Annotated in this window: 18 protein-coding genes; 6 read left to right on the forward strand and 12 right to left on the reverse strand. The window is 66.7% G+C overall.

The window, feature by feature from the left end; all coding sequences use genetic code 11:
- Together recG and MPSD_RS20250 are read right to left on the reverse strand one after the other, a co-directional pair.
- Positions 1-2,232 carry an ATP-dependent DNA helicase RecG gene (gene recG / locus MPSD_RS20245; protein ID WP_015355144.1) on the reverse strand — a complete coding sequence of 744 codons (2,232 nt, stop codon included), beginning with the start codon at positions 2,230-2,232 and terminating at the stop codon, positions 1-3.
- A gap of 2 nt (positions 2,233-2,234) precedes the next feature.
- On the reverse strand, positions 2,235-3,929 hold the full coding sequence (locus tag MPSD_RS20250; RefSeq protein WP_117420489.1) for a DAK2 domain-containing protein: 1,695 nt from the start codon (positions 3,927-3,929) through the stop codon (positions 2,235-2,237).
- 281 nt (positions 3,930-4,210) lie between these two features.
- On the opposite strand from MPSD_RS20250, the gene rpmB reads away from it, so the two are divergent.
- Positions 4,211-4,405, forward strand: coding sequence for a 50S ribosomal protein L28 (gene rpmB / locus MPSD_RS20255; RefSeq protein WP_011740047.1), 195 nt, complete (start codon positions 4,211-4,213; stop codon positions 4,403-4,405).
- A gap of 155 nt (positions 4,406-4,560) precedes the next feature.
- Here the strand turns inward: rpmB and MPSD_RS20260 are convergent, their stop codons facing one another.
- From MPSD_RS20260 to MPSD_RS20280, 5 genes are read right to left on the reverse strand one after another with little or no spacing between them, the layout of a single operon-like run.
- Complete coding sequence (locus MPSD_RS20260; protein ID WP_012393550.1) at positions 4,561-5,211, reverse strand: nitroreductase; 651 nt, start codon at positions 5,209-5,211, stop codon at positions 4,561-4,563.
- Between the two features lie 49 nt (positions 5,212-5,260).
- Complete coding sequence (locus MPSD_RS20265) at positions 5,261-6,193, reverse strand: NADP-dependent oxidoreductase (RefSeq protein WP_020786511.1); 933 nt, start codon at positions 6,191-6,193, stop codon at positions 5,261-5,263.
- A gap of 5 nt (positions 6,194-6,198) precedes the next feature.
- Positions 6,199-6,882 (reverse strand): uracil-DNA glycosylase, encoded by a 684-nt coding sequence (locus MPSD_RS20270; protein ID WP_020786510.1) that lies wholly within the window; start codon positions 6,880-6,882, stop codon positions 6,199-6,201.
- Positions 6,879-7,169: a DUF1330 domain-containing protein gene (locus MPSD_RS20275; protein WP_011740044.1), complete on the reverse strand. Its 291-nt coding sequence runs from the start codon at positions 7,167-7,169 to the stop codon at positions 6,879-6,881. Before MPSD_RS20275 ends, MPSD_RS20270 begins: the two co-directional genes overlap by 4 nt.
- A 25-nt stretch (positions 7,170-7,194) precedes the next feature.
- Positions 7,195-8,160: a thiamine-phosphate kinase gene (locus tag MPSD_RS20280; protein ID WP_015355141.1), complete on the reverse strand. Its 966-nt coding sequence runs from the start codon at positions 8,158-8,160 to the stop codon at positions 7,195-7,197.
- Between the two features lie 207 nt (positions 8,161-8,367).
- Here MPSD_RS20280 and MPSD_RS20285 point away from each other — a divergent pair, with 207 nt between their 5' ends.
- Positions 8,368-8,952 carry a DUF3515 domain-containing protein gene (locus tag MPSD_RS20285; RefSeq protein ID WP_015355140.1) on the forward strand — a complete coding sequence of 195 codons (585 nt, stop codon included), beginning with the start codon at positions 8,368-8,370 and terminating at the stop codon, positions 8,950-8,952.
- Here MPSD_RS20285 and MPSD_RS20290 read toward each other — a convergent pair.
- Together MPSD_RS20290 and MPSD_RS20295 are read right to left on the reverse strand one after the other, a co-directional pair.
- On the reverse strand, positions 8,949-10,070 hold the full coding sequence (locus MPSD_RS20290) for a D-alanine--D-alanine ligase family protein (RefSeq protein WP_086084757.1): 1,122 nt from the start codon (positions 10,068-10,070) through the stop codon (positions 8,949-8,951). The two genes, MPSD_RS20285 and MPSD_RS20290, sit on opposite strands and share 4 nt — an antisense overlap.
- Positions 10,071-10,161: 91 nt before the next feature.
- Positions 10,162-11,169 (reverse strand): NAD(P)H-dependent glycerol-3-phosphate dehydrogenase, encoded by a 1,008-nt coding sequence (locus MPSD_RS20295; protein ID WP_020724647.1) that lies wholly within the window; start codon positions 11,167-11,169, stop codon positions 10,162-10,164.
- 191 nt (positions 11,170-11,360) lie between these two features.
- On the opposite strand from MPSD_RS20295, the gene cofC reads away from it, so the two are divergent.
- The 3 genes from cofC to mutT1 all read left to right on the forward strand — a co-directional run bounded on the left by cofC (position 11,361) and on the right by mutT1 (position 15,327).
- The gene (gene cofC, locus MPSD_RS20305) at positions 11,361-12,014 is read left to right on the forward strand and encodes a 2-phospho-L-lactate guanylyltransferase (RefSeq protein ID WP_086084756.1); all 654 of its coding nucleotides are present in this window, start codon (positions 11,361-11,363) and stop codon (positions 12,012-12,014) included.
- Positions 12,015-12,092: 78 nt separating this feature from the next.
- A complete protein-coding gene (locus tag MPSD_RS20310) occupies positions 12,093-14,309 on the forward strand; it encodes an RNA degradosome polyphosphate kinase (RefSeq protein ID WP_012393542.1) in 2,217 nt (738 codons plus the stop codon).
- A 79-nt stretch (positions 14,310-14,388) separates the two neighbouring features.
- Positions 14,389-15,327 (forward strand): 8-oxo-(d)GTP phosphatase MutT1, encoded by a 939-nt coding sequence (gene mutT1 / locus MPSD_RS20315; RefSeq protein WP_011740037.1) that lies wholly within the window; start codon positions 14,389-14,391, stop codon positions 15,325-15,327.
- Between the two features lie 61 nt (positions 15,328-15,388).
- Here mutT1 and MPSD_RS20320 read toward each other — a convergent pair whose 3' ends face one another.
- The 3 genes from MPSD_RS20320 to leuC all read right to left on the reverse strand — a co-directional run bounded on the left by MPSD_RS20320 (position 15,389) and on the right by leuC (position 18,318).
- Positions 15,389-16,051 (reverse strand): HU family DNA-binding protein, encoded by a 663-nt coding sequence (locus MPSD_RS20320; RefSeq protein ID WP_086084755.1) that lies wholly within the window; start codon positions 16,049-16,051, stop codon positions 15,389-15,391.
- A 224-nt stretch (positions 16,052-16,275) separates the two neighbouring features.
- A complete protein-coding gene (leuD, locus tag MPSD_RS20325) occupies positions 16,276-16,872 on the reverse strand; it encodes a 3-isopropylmalate dehydratase small subunit (protein WP_011740035.1) in 597 nt (198 codons plus the stop codon).
- 24 nt (positions 16,873-16,896) lie between these two features.
- The gene (gene leuC, locus MPSD_RS20330) at positions 16,897-18,318 is read right to left on the reverse strand and encodes a 3-isopropylmalate dehydratase large subunit (protein WP_020786507.1); all 1,422 of its coding nucleotides are present in this window, start codon (positions 18,316-18,318) and stop codon (positions 16,897-16,899) included.
- 82 nt (positions 18,319-18,400) lie between these two features.
- On the opposite strand from leuC, the gene MPSD_RS20335 reads away from it, so the two are divergent.
- Complete coding sequence (locus tag MPSD_RS20335; RefSeq protein WP_012393539.1) at positions 18,401-19,102, forward strand: IclR family transcriptional regulator; 702 nt, start codon at positions 18,401-18,403, stop codon at positions 19,100-19,102.
- Positions 19,103-19,164 lie beyond the last annotated feature (62 nt).

Raw genomic sequence — 19,164 nt, forward strand, 5'->3', positions numbered from 1 at the left:
TTATGACTTGTCCAGGTAGTCGATGCGATCGGTGTTGGTGAAGCGCGCCGCCATCAGAGCCAACCCGGGATGTGGGCCACCGCCGCCAGTGCTCTGCTGATACGCCTGGTTGCAGAAGTCCCGGGCGGCCTCGATGAATACCCGATGCTCGGCCAGCGACAGCAAGCGTAGGGTGATCGCCTTGCCGGACTGGTTGCGGCCCAGCACGTCTCCTTCCCGGCGCTCCTTGAGGTCCAGCTCGGCAAGATCAAAGCCGTCCATGGTCTCAGCGACCGCGCGCAGCCGTCGCCCCGCCGGCGAGCCCGGCGAAACCCAGCTGGCCAGCAGACAAAGGCTGGGATGTTCGCCACGCCCGATGCGGCCGCGCAGCTGGTGCAGCTGGCTGATGCCGAAGCGGTCGGCGTCCATCACCAGCATCACCGTGGCATTGGGGACATCGACACCCACCTCGATGACCGTGGTGCACACCAGCACATCAACGTTGCCGGCGCGGAAGGCCGCCATCGCGGCTTCCTTCTCGTCGGCAGACAGGCGTCCGTGCATCAACGCCAATCGCAGCCCCGCCAGTTCGGCGGCCTGCAAACGGGAATAGAGCCCCACGGCGGTCGCCGACGGGCGGGCGCCGTTTTCGGCTTTGTCGCTCTCGTCGCTCTCGTCGATGCGCGGGGCCACCACGTAGGCCTGGCGACCCGCGGCAACCTCTTCGACGATGCGCTGCCAGGCCCGATCGAGCCAGGCGGGTTTGTCTTTCACAAAGATGACGTTGGTGGTGATCGGCTGACGCCCGCGCGGAAGCTCACGCAGGGTGGAGGTCTCCAGGTCGCCGTAGACGGTGAGCGCTACGGTGCGCGGTATCGGCGTGGCCGTCATCACCAGCAGATGCGGTGTGATGCCGGCGGGAGCCTTGGCCCGCAGTTGGTCTCGCTGCTCGACGCCGAAGCGGTGTTGTTCATCGACCACCACCATGCCGAGATTGTGGAATTCCACCGCGTCCTGCAGCAGCGCATGGGTACCGATGACGATGCCGACCTGACCGCTGGCGATTTCGGCCCGAACCTGCTTTTTTTGCCCCGCTGTCATCGAGCCGGTCAGCAGCGCCACCCGGGTGGCGTTGTCGGCGCCGCCCAGCTGGCCCCCCATCGCCAGCGGACCGAGAACATCGTTGATAGACAAAAGATGCTGTGCGGCAAGCACTTCCGTAGGAGCCAGCAGCGCACACTGGTAGCCCGCATCGACCATCTGCAGCATCGCCAGCACCGCCACGATCGTCTTGCCCGAGCCCACCTCGCCTTGCAGCAAGCGGTTCATCGGACGGGTCGCCGCCAGCCCGTCGGACAACTCGTCGAGCACTTCGCGCTGCCCCGCGGTGAGCTCGAAAGGCAACCGTGCCAACAGCTCGGCGGCCAGGCCGTCGGATCGGGCCGGGGCCGGCGGCCCCGACTCGGATAGCTCACCGTGCCGGCGGGCCACCAACGCCCACTGCAACCCGACGGCTTCGTCGAAGGTCAGCCGCCGGCGCGCTTGTTCGCGTTCGGACTCATCCTCGGCGAGGTGGATCGCGCGCAAGGCGTCGTCCTCGGAAATCAGGCCGTGCTCGGCGCGTAACGCCGCTGGCAGGGGCTCGTCCACCGGGTCGAGCACTTCGAGCACCTGGCGCACACACTTGAAGATGTCCCAGCTCTGCACCTTGGTGCTGGCCGGATAGATCGGGAAAAAGCGCCGCTCGAACTCCTCCATCGCCAGTTCGCCGCTGATGGCCTGGGAGGCGTCGGCGATGCTCTTCAATGATTTGGTGCCGTGATGCTGGCCGTCCGGCGAATCCAGGATCAGAAACGCCGGGTGCGTGAGCTGCATGACGCCCTTGAAGTACCCGACTTCGCCGGACAGCATCACCCGGGTGTTCTTGGTGAGGCCCTTTTTGATGTAGTCGGCGTTGAAGAAGGTGGCGGTCACCTTGTTGCGCCCCGACCCGAGGGTGATCCGCAGACACAACCGCCTCGGGGTCTTCTTCATCGGAAACGACTTGGTTTCGGTGATGACATCGACGATGGTGATGTGCTCCCCCACTTCGGGCTGCTCATCGTCGGTGCCGCGGCGTGCCCCGCCTTCGACATAGCTGCGCGGGTAGTGCCGCAAGAGGTCGTCGACAGTCCGGATGCCGAACTCCTCGTCGAGAGCCTCGGCCGCCTTGGCACCCAGAACGAAGTCGAGCCGATCGCTCAATGCCACCATGGCTACTCCACCCCGATCAGCAGCGCGTCACCGCGATGACCGGTGCGGTAGATCACCAGCTCGGTCCCCGGGTGATGGTCGTGCATGTGTTTTTCCAGGCTCTCAACCAGCCTGGCAATCCGTTCATCATCATCGATACCGGCGCCTATCAGCACCGTCACCAAGTCTCCTCCCGGCGCCAACAACAGATCGACCAACCCGATCGCCGCCGCGGCGACGTCATCGGCGACGATCAGCACCTCATCGCCGGCGATACCCAGACCATCGCCCGGTTTGCAGGTTCCAGCCCAGGTCAGTGCCGTCTCGGTGGCGATACGTACCGATCCGTGCCGGGCGGCCCCGGCGGCCCGGGCCATGATGTAGCCGTCGTCGACCGCCTGACTGGCCGGGTCGTGCACGGCCAGCGCGGCCAGGCCCTGCACCATCGACCCCGTCGGCACCGGGACCACGTCAACGCCCCAGCCGATGGCCGCCGTACAGCCGGCCACCAGTTCCTCGACGGCGGCGTAGCCGTTGGGCAACACCATGACCTGCGCGGCACCGGTGTCGACCACCGCGCGCACCAACTGGTGTGCGCTCAGGTCGGACGCGGGCGCCGCGGCCCCCGCGCCGGGACGCAACACACACGCACCTTCGGCGGCAAACAGTTCGGCGGCACCATCGCCGTCGACAATGGCCAGCACGGCGCGCTGGCGGGTCCAACCGCCGGCCGCCAGTGCAGTGGTCCCGGAACTGAGCGCCGAGATCACGATCTTGCTCAGCCGCCCCGCCGCCAGCCCGGCCTCGACGGCCGCGCCCGCGTCGTCGGTATGCACATGCACCGAATAGCTCTCCGATGGTGCGGCGGCAATTGCCACCGAATCCCCCAGCTCCGAGAGCCGATCGCGCAGCGTGTCGGCCGCCGCAGCATCGCAACCGGCCAGCAGGTACATCACCTCGAACTGCGGTACGGGTGCCGGCACCCCCGCCCCGAGCGCCGGCGAGCGCGGGGCCGGCTCGTAGACCGATCGCGCGGGAGTCTGACCGGTGATGGTCGAGCGCAGCGCGTCCAGCAGGACCAACAATCCTCGTCCGCCGGCATCGACAACACCCGCGTCGGCCAGCACGTCGAGCTGCTCGGGGGTCTTCTCCAGCGCAACCACCGCCGCGTCCCCCGCCGCGGCGACGGCGGCGGCCAACCCTTCGCCGGCGTCAGCACACTGCCGGACCGCGACCGCGGCGGCGCGCAGGACCGAGACGATGGTGCCCGGCACTTCCTCACCGCCCATCGACGTGATGACCAGCTCGACGCCGCGCCACAGGGCCGCGGCCAGCAGTGCCGCGTCGATTGCGGCCAACGGTTGACCGGCGGCGGCGCTATCGGTCACATCGGAAACACCGCGCAGGATCTGTGACAGGATCACCCCGGAATTGCCGCGTGCGCCGTTGAGGGCGCCGGCCGCCAACGCGGCCGCGACCTGGGCGACATCCCTGTGCTCGGGGTCTTCGGGGTGTTCGGGCCCCGCACCACCCGTCGAATCGACCTGAGCAAGCGCGGATCGCATAGTGAACAGCATGTTCGCGCCGGTATCGGAATCGGCGACCGGAAACACGTTCAGCCGGTTGATCTCGTCAAGGTGGGTGATCAGGTCGCTGACGCCGGTGTGCGCCCAGTCTCGCAGGGCCAAGGCATCCAGCGGGCGTTCAGTCGTGCCCAACCTGCCCCCACCTCCTCTGCCTAGCCCCGGTGGGCGCCAGCGTAGCTCCGGTGACGTTGCGGATAGTTTGCGTCGGTTCATGCGCGAGGGAACACCCCGGGCCACCGGGGACCCGGCCCATCGAGCCTAGCCAGGCGGTCCGACGAGACCGGCCCTGACGCCACCCTTAGCGGTGGCTCGTTTGGTGCTTGCCGGGGACGTCGGTATCCTAGGACGGCCTGGGTAGATCTAGGCTGTCCCGGCCGGGTCGCCGGAACCCAACAGACTTGAGGAGTGCAACAATGGCCGCTGTGTGCGATATCTGCGGGAAAGGCCCCGGCTTCGGCAAGTCGGTGTCGCACTCCCACCGCCGCACCAGTCGCCGGTGGGACCCCAACGTCCAGACCGTGCGCGCCGTGACCCGCCCTGGCGGCAACAAGAAGCGCCTCAACGTCTGCACCTCGTGCATCAAGGCCGGTAAGGTCAGCCGCGGCTGAACAGCCACCGGCGGGTTCGGCCCAGCCAGTAGCGGCGCCACCGAGTTCGTGGTTGCTCGCGCCTGTTCGCCCGTCTCGATAGAGCCGGGCGATTTGGCGTGTACGGGCCCGCCCAACTCCGGTCACCGCAAGCTCTTCTCGCGCCCGCTGGCCAGTCAATCGTCGAGAAAAACGACGTGTTCAGCAACATCGTCGCGACCAACGCGCAGCTGATTGCCGGCAAAGTCCGGGTCGGGATAGCCGATCGCCAGGCCACACAGGATGGTCAGGTGCGAAGGTATGCCCACCTGCTTGCGGACGATCTCGGGATAGCCGGCGATGGAGACCTGTACGCAGGTGCCCAGACCGCGCGCGGTCAGCGCCAGCATCAGGTTCTGCAGGAACATGCCGACACCCATGCTGTCGACCAGCCCCAGCTCCTGGTGCATCGATACGATGCCACCCAGCGGGGCCCGGAAGAACTCCCAGTTGCGCAGCACAGCGGTCTGTCGGGCCTGCGTGTCATCGCGAGCAATGCCCATCGCCCCGTAGACCTGTGCTCCCAGTGCGCTGCGTAGGTGGGTGAATGCCGGCGGCAATCGCGCAACATTGGGCGGCTCGGAGCGCGCCCTTTCCAGCATCGCCGCGACCAATCGGTCGCGTGCCGCACCGCTGGTAAACACGACATGCCAGGGCTGCACATTGGAGTTCGAGGGGGCACACATCGCAAGTTCGAGCGCTTCCTGCACCAACCGCCGCGGCACCGGGCGGGGCAGGAACATGCGCGTCGAACGCCGCAGACGGATGGTCTCATCCAAGTCGTACATGCCTCGATGGTCTCAGGCCGTAGCGCAATCCGCGTCGAGCCGGCCGCTGTCACTGTCCAACCGTGATGACGGTCTTGCCCGCTCGCCGAGCGGCACCCCGTCCGCTTTCGAACGCCTCGCGCCCCTTTGCCAGCGGAAAACTCTGCGCAATCTCGACATGCAGCCGCCCACTGCCGACCAGCTCGCCGAGCCTGTTGAGCTGATCGCGGTTGGGCGTCACGATGAAAAACACTGCAGTAACGCCATGTTCGTCGGCCTTGCCGGCGGGCGGCGGTGCCGAGAGGGTGACCAGCCGTCCGCCTGGGCGCAACACCGCGAAGGATCTGTCCAATGTGTCCCCGCCCACCGTGTCGATGACGACGTCGAAATCCGTGGCGGTCCGCTCGAATGCTTCGGCGCGGGTGTCGATTACCCGCTGGGCACCCAGGCGGCTGACCAGCTCGCCGGCATCGCTGCGAACGGTAGCGGTGACGTTGGCGCCGAGGATGGCCGCCAGTTGGACCACCAGGGCCCCGACTCCCCCGGCCCCTCCGTGCACCAATACCGCTTCGTCGGGCCGTACCGCCGCGTGATCGACAAGTGCCTGCAGCGCGGTCAACCCGGCCAGCGGCAGCGCCGCCGCCACGGTATGGCTGATCGTCGCAGGCTTGGCGGCCAGGTGTGCGGCGGGCACCGCGACGAAATCGGCTGCCGCACCGTCTCGATCGAAACCGATCAGCCCGTAGACCTCATCACCACAATGGAAATCTTCGGTACCCGATCCGATTTCATGGATCACTCCGGAGACTTCGCGTGACGGGATCACCGGTGTCCGGCTGACACCATCGCGGGTCCAGGTCTGGTCCCAGGTCAACTCGTCGAACGTGATGCCGGCAGCGCGCACGGCTACCACGACCTCGCCGGCCGCCGGCACCGGCACCGGTGCGCGCTCGACGGCCAGCGTTTCCGGGCCGCCGCGCCGGTGCGCACGCAACGCCCTCATGGCGCTCAGGGCAAGCGCCAGTCAATCGGGTCGGCTCCCCTGCCGGTAAGCAATTCGTTGGCCCGGCTGAACGGCCGTGAACCGAAGAAACCACGAGACGCCGATAGCGGCGATGGGTGTGGAGATTCGATCGAAGCACAATCGCCGTCGGCCAACATCGGCTTCAGGGTCGACGCGTCGCGCCCCCAGAGAATGGCAACCATCGGCTGCGACCGCGCGGCCAAAGCCCGGATGGCGCACTCGGTCAACGCTTCCCAGCCCTTGCCCCGATGTGACGCCGGGTTGCTGGGCCGAACCGTGAGCACCCTGTTCAACAGCATGACACCGCGCTGCGCCCACGGCGTCAAGTCGCCGCAGGCGGGCATCGGATAGCCCAGATCGTCCGCATACTCCTGGAAAATGTTGGACAGGCTGCGTGGGAGCGGGCGGACATCGGGGGCTACCGAAAAGCTCAGTCCCACCGCGTGTCCGGGTGTCGGGTAGGGATCTTGGCCAACGATCAGAATTCGCACCTGGTCGAAGGGAAAAGTAAACGCGCGCAAGACGTTCGGCCCCGCGGGCAGGTACTTACGGCCCGCCGCGAGTTCGGCCCGCAAGAACTGCCCCATCGCAGTTACCTGGTCGGCGACCGGCTCGAGAGCTTTCGCCCACCCCGGCTCGACCAGTTCATCGAGCGCCCGCGCGGTCACTGCACCCCCCGAGCCAGCAACACGACCGTATCGGCGCCCTCCCGGCGATCCTTGGCGATGTCCTGGTAATCCGGCGACTGCGCCCAGTCCCGAAATGCCGCTTCGTCAGGGAACGACATCAGCACCACTTTCTCGCGGTCCCACTGCCCCTCGACCACCGTCGGTGACTCGTCGGCAGCGAGCAGCGTTCCCGCGTAGCGGTCGAAGACCTGCATAAACGCTGCCTGGTACCGGTCATAGGCGGGCCGGTCGGTGAATCTCAATTGGGCGATCGCGTAGACGGTCACCGCGTCACCCTACTCAATTGCCGCGCTAGTCAAATGACTGCCAGCCGGCGTAGCCGCTCCACTGCTGGCCGTCGACCAGCACCCGGGCCGGCCCGTCCAACACCCGCCCGATCACCCGCCAGCCATCGGGCACCGCACCGGAAAAACACGCCACCAGCGCGTGGTCCTCACCCCCACCGAGCACCCACCCCCACGGATCGGCGCCCACCGCATCCGCGGCTGCGATCAGCGCGCGATGATCTTGGGCCAACGCCGCCGTGGCGACGTCGATGCCGACCGCAGCGGAATCGGCGATATGGCGCAGGTCGGCGACCAAGCCGTCGGAGACGTCGATCATCGCTTGAGCCCCGGCCACCGCGGCCGCCACACCCTGGCCGTAGGGCGGGTCGGGTACCAGATGGCGGCGGCGAAGTTCGTCAAACCCGGCAATCTCGTTGTGCCACAGCGCATATCCGGCCGCCGAACGGCCCAGTTCGCCAGCGACCGCAACCGACGAGCCCGGCTTGGCGCCGCCACGGGTGACCGGCGGGCGACCTTCGAGGTCACCCAGAACGGTGACCGACACCACCCATTGCGGACACCGGACCATATCGCCGCCGACGATTCCGGTGCCGATCCGCCCGGCCTCCTCCCACATGCCGTCGAGCAACGCAGTCACCTCGGCCACCGGCGTGTGGGCGGGTGCGCCCAAGCTCACCACGAACGCGGTAGGCCTGGCGCCCATCGCGGCGATGTCGGCGGCGTTCTGGGCGATCGCTTTTCGACCGACGTCGTGGGGACTCGACCAGTCCAGCCGGAAGTGGCGATCTTGGACCAGCATGTCGGTGGAAATCACCGTACGGCCGTCGGGGGCGGCCACCACCGCAGCATCATCGCCTGGCCCCAGCTCAACGACAGCGGGCTGGTTGCGCCCCTGCACCAACCGGTCGATCACGGCGAACTCCCCGAGCTCGCGCAGGGTCGGTGTCTGTCCCGACGTGTCCTGACCCACGCCACCTCCTTCGTGGTGTACCGGCCCGGACTCGCATACCCGCGAACCGAGAGCGGTCTGCGGTAATTTTGGGGTTCCTGCCCGCCCGGGCGGACCGCGTTAGTGTATGAGCCCTGACGACCCGAAACACCCGCGCGGGCCGGTTGCGGTTCCGGGGCGGACCGGGTGGGACAGGAGAGTCGAGTTGAACCGGAGGTATCCGACGCGGTGACAGGCGACACCCCGGCCAACCCCCAACCCGATCCCGATGGTCCGCCACGAGTCCTGATCATCGCCGCCGCACTGCTGGCCGTGGCCGCCCTCGGGACAATTCTGGTGATCGCGGCCAACCGCGAGGTACCGCGACAACCGGTCGCCGTCCCCTCGGTTCCGGCCCCGCAGGCGGCCAGTCCTGCGTGCCACGCGCTGCTGACCGCGTTGCCGCAGCGTCTCGGCGACTATCAGCGCGCGCCCATGGTGCAACCCGCACCGCAAGGCACCGGCGCCTGGAGCTCCGCGGCCGCCGATGAGCCGGTGATATTGCGCTGCGGGCTGGACCGCCCGGCCGACTTCGTGGTGGGGTCGCCGATTCAGGTCGTCGACCGGGTGCAGTGGTTTCGGGTCAGCGACCAAACCGAGGCCGCCGGCACCGCGACGGCGGGGAGCAGATCCACCTGGTACACCGTGGACCGTCCGGTCTACGTGGCGCTGACCTTGCCCGCGGGGTCGGGGCCCACCCCCATCCAGGAGTTGTCCGAGATCATCGACCGCGCCATTGCGCCGGTGCCGATCGACCCGGCCCCGGCGGGTTAGCGCAGGCCGATGCCCCGCGACAACGCGGTCTTCACCATGGTGGCCAGCAAGGTGGGATAGTCGACCCCGCTGGCCGCCCACATCCGCGGGTACATCGAGATCGTGGTGAACCCTGGCATCGTGTTGATCTCGTTGATCACCGGGCCGTCGTCGGTGAGGAAGAAGTCGACTCGGGCCAGGCCTTGGCAGTCGATGGCCTCGAAAGCGCGAATCGCCAGCTGGCGCACCGCGTCAGCGACGTCGTCTTCGACCTTGGCCGGCACGTCCAATTCGGCAGCGTCGTCGAGGTATTTGGTCTCAAAGTCATAGAATCCGTCTTCGCGTCCACGCACACCGGCCACCCGGATCTCTCCCAGGGTGCTGGCTTCCAATCTGCCGTCGGGGAACTCGAGCACGCCGCACTCCAGCTCGCGACCGTTGATCGCGGCCTCGACGATCACCTTCGGATCGTGTCGCCGGGCGGCGGCGATCGCGGCGGGCAGCTCATCGAAGCTCGAGACCCGGCTGACACCGATCGAGGAGCCGCCGCGCGCGGGTTTGACGTAAGCCGGCAACCCCAGCCGCTGCAGTTCCTCGCGGTCCAGCGATTGTCGCGATGGGCGCAGCACGGCATGCGGGCCGATCGGTAGCCCCGCCGCACTCCACAGTTTCTTGGTGAACTCCTTGTCCATACCGGCCGCGCTGGCCAGCACCCCGGCGCCAACATAGGGAACGCCGGCGAGTTCGAGTAGTCCCTGGATCGTTCCGTCCTCGCCGTACGGTCCATGCAGCACTGGAAACACCACGTCGACCGAGGCCAGCACCTCTCCGGCACCGGGCGGCAACGAGACCAATTGGCCGCCCCAGCGCGGATCTGCCGGCAAGGCCAGCTCGGTGCCGGACTGGGAGCTCACCTCGGGTAGCCGCCGGTCGGTGATTGCCAGCGCATCCGGGTTGCCGTCGGTGAGCACCCACGAGCCTTGCGGGGTGATCCCGATCGCGATCACCTCGAAGCGTCGCGGGTCAAGATTGCGCAGAATGCTGCCCGCAGACACGCATGAGATCGCATGCTCGTTGCTGCGTCCGCCGAACACGACGGCAACCCGGAGACGTTCGCCACGCCGGCTGCTGCCACTCACAACCTGGAGAGGCTACCGGGTGCTGAGCGACCAGGCCGGACTACCCGCACTAACCAGGGCAATCGGGCGGCGCCGACAGAGCGGGTCTGACCTATTCGGGTTTGGTACTACGCCCCAGCAACAACGCGATCGCGTCGTCTACCGACAGGCCCTTGTAGCAGACCCGGTGTACGGCGTCGGTGAGCGGCATTTCGACGTCGTAGCTGGACGCCAGCGCGAGCACCGATTCGCACGACGTCACCCCTTCCACGACGTGGCCTTCCTTGCTGTGCAGTGCCGATTGCAGGATCTCGCCGCGGCCCAGGCACTCGCCCAACGACCGGTTGCGGGAGCGCGACGACGTACAGGTCGCTACCAAGTCACCTACCCCGGCCAGCCCGGCCAGCGTCGCCCCCTTGGCGCCCAGGGCGATACCGAGCCGGATGATCTCCGCCAATCCGCGGGTGATGATGGTTGCCACGGTGTTTTCACCCAGGCCAACGCCCGCGGCCATACCGCACGCCAGCGCGATGACGTTTTTGCACGCTCCCCCGATCTCGGTGCCGACGACATCGGTGTTGGTATAGGGACGGAAGTAGCCGCTGTTGAGCGCACGCTGTAACGCGACGGCCCGGCCGGAGTCGCTGCAGGCCACGACGGTGGCAGCGGGCTGGCACTCGGCGATCTCGCTAGCCAGGTTGGGGCCCGAGATCACCGCGACCTGGGCCGGGTCTGCTCCGGTGACCGAGACGATCACCTGACTCATCCGCATCAGAGTGCCCAGCTCGATGCCCTTGGCCAGACTCACCAGGGTCGCGCCACGTGGAATCAGGGTTGTCCAGTGCTCGAGATTGGTCCGCATCGTCTGCGCGGGTACACCCAGCAGCACCGTATCCGCGCCGGCGAGCGCCTCTGCCGCGTCGGCGGTGGCCCGGATCCCCGGCGGCAGCAACGTACCGGGCAGGTAGTCGGGGTTGTATCGGCTGTCGTTGATCTGGTTGGCAACGTCGGCGCGCCGGGCCCACAGCTTGACCTCGCCCCCGGCATCGGCCAACACCTTGGCCAGGGCGGTGCCCCAGGCACCGGCTCCCATCACCGTGACGGTTCCCGTGCTGGCCATCCCCACACCCCTATTTGTCCCATTTGTCGTTTGCGACGGCACCGGTAGCCGCTACACAGTAGACCCCGGCAGGGGCCGCCGTCACGCTGTTGCGGCGGGGGTCACTGCGGCAGGCGCCAGCCCAGTGAAAGCGGGCGGCGGCGGGGTGGCAGCTGGGTAGCACCGAAACCAGCGCTGGCAGGATGGCCTTCATGAGCGGCATACGGGCCGACGGTACGGGTGATGTCGGCCTGATCATCGCCGTCAAGCGATTGGGTGCGGCCAAGACGAGATTGGCCCCGGTGTTCTCCGCGGCAGCCCGGGAAAGTGTGGCGCTGGCCATGCTGATGGACACTTTGACCGCCGCGGCGCGGGTAGGCGACCTGCGCTCGATCACCGTCATCACACCGGACGAATCCGCCGCGGCCGCGGCAACCGAGCTCGGCGCCGAGGTGTTGGCCGACCCGACTCGCCAAGGTGATCCCGACCCGCTGAACAACGCCATCCTCACCGCCGAACAGGTGGTATCCGGTTCCGTGCCAAATATTGTTGTGCTGCAAGGCGATCTGCCTGCGATGCAGACCCAGGAGCTCGCCGATGCGATCTGCGCCGCACGCGCTCACCAGCGCAGCTTCGTCGCCGATCGGCTCGGCACCGGCACCGCGGCCCTGTGCGCCTTCGGAAGCGCACTCGATCCCCAGTTCGGGCCGGATTCCAGCGCCCGACATCGCCGTTCCGGGGCCGTCGAGCTGACCGGCGCGTGGCCCGGCCTGCGTTGCGACGTCGACACTCCGGCGGACTTGGCGGCCGCCCGCAGCCTCGGGGTCGGACCGGCCACTGCACGAGTCGTCGCCCACCATCGCTAGCCCGCATGGCGGCTGTGCGGGGATGAACGGAACAAAAACAGCAAACGGATGTCGGTTCAGCGCTGGCAACGTCACCCGGTGATAGGCAATGATCGCTGGGTGACCGAAATCGAAACCGGCCCAGTCACAGAGGCACGGCCAGACACGAACGCACGGGAGCCAGGCGACAGGACCCCGGCGGCACCGCCGGCCGCGACGCCGGCCGCGACCACCGACCAGCTGCCCGAGGACCGCTACCTCAACCGCGAACTGAGCTGGCTGGAGTTCAACGCCCGGGTGCTCGCGCTCGCCGCCGACGACTCGATGCCGTTGCTCGAACGGGCAAAGTTCCTGGCCATCTTCGCGTCCAATCTCGACGAGTTCTACATGGTTCGGGTGGCCGGTCTCAAACGCCGCGACCAGATGGGATTGTCGGCTCTGTCCGCCGACGGCCTCACCCCACGGGAGCAGCTGGGCCGCATCGGCGAGCAGACGCAGCGCATCGCCAGCCGCCATGCGCGGGTGTTTCGCGATTCGGTGTTGCCCGCGCTCGGCGAGGAAGGCATCTACGTTGTCACCTGGGCCGACCTGGATCAGGCTGAGCGCGAGCAACTGTCGACCTATTTCCACGAGCAGGTATTTCCGGTACTGACTCCGCTGGCCGTCGACCCCGCGCACCCGTTCCCGTTTGTCAGCGGGTTGAGCCTGAACCTGGCGGTCACGGTGCGCCAACCCGAAGACGGTGGCCAGCACTTCGCCCGGGTAAAGGTGCCCGACAACGTCGATCGCTTCGTCGAACTGGGCGGCACAGATACCGACGGAGCCGAAGGGGCGGCCGTACACCGTTTCCTGCCCGTGGAGGAACTCATCGCGGCCTTTCTTCCGGTGCTCTTCCCCGGGATGGAAATCGTCGAGCATCACGCGTTTCGCATCACCCGCAACGCAGACTTCGAAGTCGAGGAGGATCGCGACGAAGACCTGCTGCAGGCGCTCGAGCGGGAATTGGCTCGCCGACGGTTCGGTTCGCCGGTGCGGCTAGAAGTTGCCGACGACATGACCGAAGGCATGCTGGAGTTGCTGCTGCGTGAGCTCGACGTGCATCCCGGCGATGTCATCGAGGTGCCGGGGCTGCTGGATCTCTCATCGCTGTGGCAGATCTACGGTTTGGACCGCCCCGCCCTCAAGGATCGGACCTTCGTTCCGGCCACCCATCCCGCCTTCGCCGAGCGCGAAACGCCCAAGAGCATCTTCGCGACGCTGCGCGAGGGTGACGTCTTGGTGCACCATCCCTACTATTCGTTTTCCACCAGCGTGCAGCGGTTCATCGAACAAGCCGCCGCAGACCCCAACGTGCTGGCGATCAAACAGACGCTGTATCGCACCTCCGGGGATTCGCCGATTGTTCGGGCGCTGATCGACGCGGCCGAGGCGGGCAAACAGGTAGTGGCGCTGGTCGAGATCAAGGCCCGCTTCGACGAGCAGGCCAACATCCGCTGGGCCCGCGCGCTGGAGCAGGCGGGCGTGCACGTGGCCTACGGCATCGTCGGGCTCAAAACGCACTGCAAGACAGCACTGGTCGTGCGTCGTGAGGGCCCGGTGATCCGGCGGTACTGCCACATCGGGACGGGAAACTACAACAGCAAGACCGCGCGCCTGTATGAGGATGTCGGCCTGCTGACCGCCGCGCCCGACATTGGCGCAGACCTCACCGACCTGTTCAATTCGTTGACCGGCTACTCGCGAAAGCTGTCCTATCGCAATCTGTTGGTGGCCCCGCACGGGATTCGTGCCGGCATCATTGAACGCGTCGAACGCGAGGTGGCCGCACACCTTGAACACGGCCCCCAGGCGGGAAAGGGCCACATCCGGCTCAAGATGAACGCCCTCGTCGACGAACAGGTCATCGACGCGCTCTACCGCGCTTCGCAAGTGGGGGTCCGGATCGAGGTCGTGGTGCGTGGCATCTGCGCGCTGCGCCCCGGGGCCGAGGGGTTCTCGGAAAACATCACCGCCCGCTCGATTCTCGGCCGATTCCTAGAACATTCGCGAATCCTGCATTTCCGCGCGATTGACGAGTTCTGGATTGGCAGCGCCGACATGATGCACCGCAATCTCGATCGGCGGGTGGAGGTGATGGCTCAGGTCAAGGACCCGCGGCTGACCGCGCAGTTGGACGACTTGTTCGAGTCCGCACTCGACCCTGCCACCCGCTGCTGGGAACTGGGGCCCGACGGTCAGTGGACCGCGTCGCCTCAGGAAGGCCGTACCGTTCGCGACCATCAGGTATCACTGATGGAGCGGCACCGCAGCCCCTAACACTGTGAAACTCCGGCGAGTTTTGTGCCACCTAACCGACCGCGCGCGGCCCAGGCCGAATTGACCTGCAGGAGTTAACTTGTCGATCCCCAGCTCGTCTGTCCGCCGACGCTCGGGAGACCGAATCGTATATGCCGCCGGTGCGGTGCTGTGGCGCCCGGGAAAGGCCAAGGGGGCAATCGAGATTGCATTGATCCACCGCCCTCGCTATGACGACTGGTCGCTGCCCAAGGGCAAAGTGGATCCCGGCGAGACCGCAGCGGTTGCGGCCGCGCGTGAGGTGTGCGAGGAGACGGGCCAGCACGCCCACCTCGGCAGGCGACTGATCATGGTGAGCTATCCCGTCGAGCAGGGCCTCAAGAAGGTCTACTACTGGGCCGCGCGCAGCCTCGGCGGGGAGTTCACCGCCGGAAACGAGGTCGACAAGCTGATCTGGTTACCGGTCGCCGACGCGATGACCAAGCTTGACTACGCACAGGATCGAAAGGTCTTGCGGCGGTTCGGCAAAAAGCCGGCGGATACCAAGACCGTCCTGGTGGTCCGGCACGGCAGCGCCGGCAGCAAGTCACGCTTCTCCGGAGATGACACCCAACGGCCACTCGACAAGAAGGGACGAGCCCAGGCCGAGGCACTCGTGCCACAGCTACTCGCTTTCGGTGCCGACACGGTGTACGCGGCCGACCGGCTGCGCTGCCATCAGACGGTGCAGCCGCTGGCCGAGGAATTGGGAGTGGTCATCCACAACGAGCGCACCCTCACCGAAGAGGCCTACGCCAAGAACGCCAAACGCGGCCGGCAACGGCTACTGCAGATCGCTACGCGCGATGGCACACCCGTGATCTGCTCACAGGGCAAGGTGATTCCGGACCTGATCGCTTGGTGGTGCGAACGCGACGGCGTCCGCTCCGACCGATCGCGCAACCACAAAGGCAGTACGTGGGTGCTGTCGCTTTCCGGCGGCCGCGTCATCGCCGCCGACCACATCGGCGGCGCGCTGGCCGCCAACGTGCGGGCCTAACGCACGAATACCCTTCGGGGGGCATCGCTGCCACCCGAAGGGTATTTGCGTGTGAGCTGACTTACTTGCGACCGCGCCGGGTGCTCGTCGCCTTCTTGGCGGGAGCCTTGGTGGCCGGCCTCTTTGCCGCAGCCTTCTTGGCGGGTGCCTTGGTCGCAGCCTTGCGGACTGGCGCCTTGGCGGCGGCCTTCTTCACTGTTGCCTTGGTCACCTTCTTGGTCGGAGCCTTGGTGGCCTTGGTCACGGCCTTCTTGGCGGGAGCCTTGGTCGCGGCCTTCTTGGCGGGAGCCTTGGTCGCGGCCTTCTTGGCGGGAGCCTTGGTCGCAGCCTTCTTGGCAGCGGTCTTGGTCGCGGCCTTCTTGGCGGGAGCCTTCTTTGCTGCCTTCTTGGCAGCGGCGCTCGCCATCACGCCACGCTTGACCGCCGGGCCCTCCGCCGGGAGACGCTGCGCGCCAGAGACAACCGCTTTGAATTGCGCGCCTGGGCGAAATGCCGGGACGGACGTCGGCTTGACCTTCACCGTCTCACCGGTACGCGGATTGCGGGCCACCCGGGCCGCACGGCGACGCTGTTCAAACACCCCAAATCCGGTAATCGTGACGCTGTCGCCCTTGTGCACGGCGCGCACAATGGTGTCGACAACATTCTCGACGGCCACGGTTGCCTGCCTACGGTCCGAGCCCAATTTCTGTGTGAGCACGTCAATGAGCTCTGCTTTGTTCATCCAACCCTCCGAAGCTAGCGGTCCTCGTTTATGGAACCGACTAGTGGACACGGTAAACCCTCACCTGCCTGATTTCCAAGAGCCACGCGCAATTTCAGGACCCGTCGAACGCAATTTCGGCAATCCGATTGCCGCCCTTGACCGGTGGAGTGACCCCAAAATGGGTGTTGCTTGCCCACACCACAGCGGCTCACGGAAGGGAAAATTCCCCGCCCCAAGAGCCTTCAGGAGGTAGGCAAAGTGCGCGGTTTCCACGCCGGATAAGCAGCCTCGTATGCCTCGATTTCATCGAGTTTACGCAGCGTAAGGGCTATATCGTCAAGACCTTCAAGGAGTCGCCACGCGGTGTGGTCGTCAATCCTGAACGGCAGCACCACTGTTCCGGCAATCACATTTCGATCTTGAAGATTGACAGTGATTTCCAAACCTGGACTCTGCTCGATGAGCTTCCAAAGAAGTTCAACGCCATCTTGGTCGACTTCGGCGGCCAACAGGCCCGCCTTGCCCGCGTTCCCGCGAAAAATATCGCCGAACCTCGAGGAGATGACCACCCGGAATCCGTAGTCCATGAGCGCCCAGACGGCATGCTCGCGGGAGGATCCGGTGCCGAAATCCGGCCCGGCCACCAACACCGAGCCCCGGTCAAAGGGGCTGAGGTTTAGCACGAATGACGGATCCGAGCGCCAGCTGGCGAACAACCCGTCCTCGAAACCGGTTCGCGTGACACGCTTCAGGAAAACCGCGGGAATGATCTGATCGGTGTCGACATTGGACCGGCGCAGCGGTACACCGATGCCGGTGTGGGTGTCAAAGGCTTCCATGACTCTTCCTCTGTTTGTTTGAGTTCAATTCAAATCGGCAGGCGCGGATAGGGTGCCGCGAACCGCGGTTGCGGCGGCCACCGCCGGCGAGACCAAATGTGTCCGCCCGCCCTTGCCCTGGCGCCCCTCGAAGTTGCGGTTGGACGTCGCCGCACAGCGCTCCCCCGGCGCGAGCTGATCGGGGTTCATCCCTAGGCACATAGAGCATCCCGCCTGCCGCCATTCGGCGCCCGCGACCGTGAAGACCTCACCCAGGCCCTCCTTCTCGGCCTGGGCACGCACCCGCATGGAGCCGGGAACGATGAGCATTCGCACCCCTGGGGCGACCTTGCGGCCACGCAGCACTTCGGCCACGACCCGCAGATCCTCGATCCGGCCGTTGGTGCACGACCCGACGAACACGGCATCGACCGCGATATCGCGCATGGCTTTTCCTGGCTCAAGGTCCATGTACGCCAATGCTTTCTCGGCGGCCTGGCGCTCGCCGTCATCGCCGATGAGCTCGGGATCGGGCACCGTGGCGCAAAGCGGCACGCCCTGGCCGGGATTGGTTCCCCACGTAACAAAGGGGCTCAGCTCGGCGGCGTCGAGATGGACCTCGGTGTCGAAGACGGCGCCAGGATCGGTCCGCAGTTGTTGCCAGTACCCAAGCGCGGCATCCCACTGGGCACCGGTTGGGGCGTGTGGCCGGTTTCGCAAGTACTCGTAAGTGGTCTCGTCCGGCGCCACCATCCCGGCTCGGGCGCCGGCCTCAATGCTCATGTTGCAGATCGTCATCCGGCCTTCCATGGACAGCGATTCAACCGCGCTGCCCTGGTATTCGATGACGTGCCCCTGCCCACCGCCGGTGCCGATCTTGGCGATCAGCGCAAGGATGATGTCCTTGGCCGACGCTCCTTCGGGTAGTTGCCCATCCACATTGACCGCCATCGTCTTGAACGGCCGCAACGGCAGCGTCTGTGTTGCGAGCACATGCTCGACTTCGGAAGTGCCGATGCCCATCGCCAAGGCACCGAACGCGCCATGGGTCGAAGTGTGGCTGTCACCACAGACGATGGTCATTCCCGGCTGAGTGAGGCCCAACTGAGGTCCCACGACGTGCACGATGCCCTGCTCGACATCACCCATGGGGTGCAGCCGGATGCCGAATTCCGCGCAATTACGCCGCAATGTCTCCACCTGGGTCCGAGACACCGGGTCGGCGATCGGCTTATCGATATCGACGGTCGGCACATTGTGATCCTCGGTGGCGATGGTCAGATCGGGCCGTCGCACCGGGCGGCCGGCCAGGCGCAGACCATCGAATGCCTGCGGGCTGGTGACCTCATGCACCAGATGCAGATCGATGTAGATCAGGTCGGGAGCCTCGTTCCGACCGGACACCACGACGTGGTCGTCCCAGACCTTCTCAGCCAGCGTGCGCGCCTCGCGCGTCTGCAGTGCCATCTCGAATTGCCTCGATTCGTGTATCCGCGGCTCGCGATCAATGAGGGTTCCATCTCATAATACGAGACGCTAGTATCTCCTTGTGAGACAGGATAGCGGCATCGGCGTCATCGACAAAGCGGTGGGTCTGTTGCGCGCCACCGCGGAATCACCCTGCGGTTTGGCCGAACTATGCGAACGGACCGGCCTGCCCAGAGCCACCGCATACCGGCTGGCGGCGGCCCTGGAGGTCCATCGCCTGCTGGGGCGGGACGAGGACGGACGCTGGGGCCTGGGCCCCGCGATCACCGAGCTCGCGGCCCATGTCGACGATCCCCTGCTGACCGCCGGCGCGACCGTGCTGCCCCGATTGCGCGAGACCACCGGCGAAAGCGTGCAGCTGTACCGCCGCGAAGGCACGTCACGGGTGTGCGTGGCGGCGCTGGAACCACCTGCGGGCCTTCGCGATACGGTTCCGGTCGGCGCCCGGCTACCGATGACGGCGGGCTCCGGAGCCAAGGTGCTACTGGCCCACAGCGACCCGGCCACCCAGCAGGCCGTCCTACCAACCGCCAAATTCACCGACCGGGTGCTGGCCGAAGTACGCCGCCGGGGTTGGGCGCAGAGCGTGGCCGAGCGCGAACCCGGAGTAGCAAGCGTCTCGGCGCCGGTGCGCGATGGCCGCGGTGTCGTCGTCGCCGCCATATCGGTATCCGGTCCGATCGACCGGATCGGTCGACGGCCCGGGGCGCGTTGGGCCGCCGACCTGTTGGCCGCGGCCGACGAACTCGCCCGCCGGCTCTAGCGCTACCCGTTTGGCCGGCGGCCCCAATCTTGTGTCACACCACCCGGTTCAGCCGCCCGCGC

This window comes from Mycobacterium pseudoshottsii JCM 15466 (assembly GCF_003584745.1).
Lineage (GTDB): Bacteria > Actinomycetota > Actinomycetes > Mycobacteriales > Mycobacteriaceae > Mycobacterium > Mycobacterium marinum.